Source organism: Pseudarthrobacter sp. CCNWLW217, from assembly GCF_037203985.1.
Lineage (GTDB): Bacteria > Actinomycetota > Actinomycetes > Actinomycetales > Micrococcaceae > Arthrobacter.
Map to the genome: position 1 here is coordinate 1 of NZ_JBBCBT010000046.1, position 1,289 is coordinate 1,289.

1 pseudogene is annotated in these 1,289 nt (G+C 64.4%); it reads right to left on the reverse strand.

Going from position 1 to position 1,289, the window contains the following annotated elements:
* Positions 1-1,286: pseudogene (locus tag V9L18_RS21955) on the reverse strand (pyruvate dehydrogenase (acetyl-transferring), homodimeric type); the annotation flags it as partial.
* Positions 1,287-1,289: the final 3 nt, after the last annotated feature.

The following is a 1,289-nucleotide window of genomic DNA, read 5'->3' on the forward strand; positions in this document are numbered from 1 at the left end:
TCGAGGGTGAGTTTTTTCATCTGGTGGGTGGCGTTGCGGCCTTCGAAGTGGGGTCCGAGTCCGTAGCCCTTGACGGTTTTGGCGAGGATGACGGTGGGTTTGCCCTTGAATTCGGTGGCTGCCTTGTAGGCGGCGTAGACCTTGCGGTAGTCGTGGCCGCCGCGTTTGAGGTTCCAGATCTGGTCATCGGTGAGGTCCGCGACGAGGTCCTTGGTGGCCGGGTCTTTGCCGAAGAAGTGTTCGCGGACGAACCCGCCGGATTCGGCCTTGTAGGTCTGGTAGTCCCCGTCGGGGGTTTCGTTCATGATTTTCACCAGCGACCCGTCGGTGTCCTTGGTGAGCAGGTCATCCCATTCCCGGCCCCAGACGACCTTGATCACGTTCCAGCCCGCGCCGCGGAAGAACGCTTCGAGTTCCTGCATGATCTTGCCGTTGCCGCGCACCGGCCCGTCCAGGCGCTGGAGGTTGCAGTTGATCACGAAGTTCAGGTTGTCCAGGTTCTCGTTCGCGGCGAGCTGGAGCAGGCCGCGGGACTCGGGCTCGTCCATTTCGCCGTCGCCCAGGAACGCCCAGACCTGCTGGTCCGAGGTGTCCTTGAGGCCGCGGTTGTGCAGGTACCGGTTGGACTGTGCCTGGTAGATCGCGTTCATCGGCCCGATGCCCATGGACACGGTGGGGAACTCCCAGAACTCCGGCATCAGCCGCGGGTGCGGGTAGGAGGACAGGGCGTGGCCGGCGCGGGACTTTTCCTGCCGGAACCCGTCCAGGTCCTCCTCGGTCAGCCGGCCTTCCATGAACGCGCGGGCGTACATGCCCGGTGAGGCGTGGCCCTGGAAGAAGACCTGGTCACCGCCGCCGGGGTGGTCCTTGCCGCGGAAGAAGTGGTTGAAGCCCACCTCGTACAGGGTGGCCGCGCCCGCGTAGGTGGAGATGTGCCCGCCCACGCCGATGTTCGGCCGCTGGGACCGGTGCACCATCACCGCGGCGTTCCAGCGCATGTACGCCCGGTACCGGCGCTCAAACTCCTCGTTGCCCGGGAACTCGGCTTCCTGGTCCACCGGAATCGTGTTCACGTAATCCGTGGTGGTCACCATCGGCACCCCGACGCTCTGCGCACCGGCACGCTGCAACAGGCTCCGCATGATGTATTGGGCACGCTCGGTGCCCTGTTCCCTGATCAGCGAATCCAGGGACTCAACCCACTCGGCGGTCTCTTCCGGATCACGATCAGGCAGCTGGTTAGTCAACCCGCTGAGGATATGGGAGGTATCTTCTCCTGCAGCCACGTC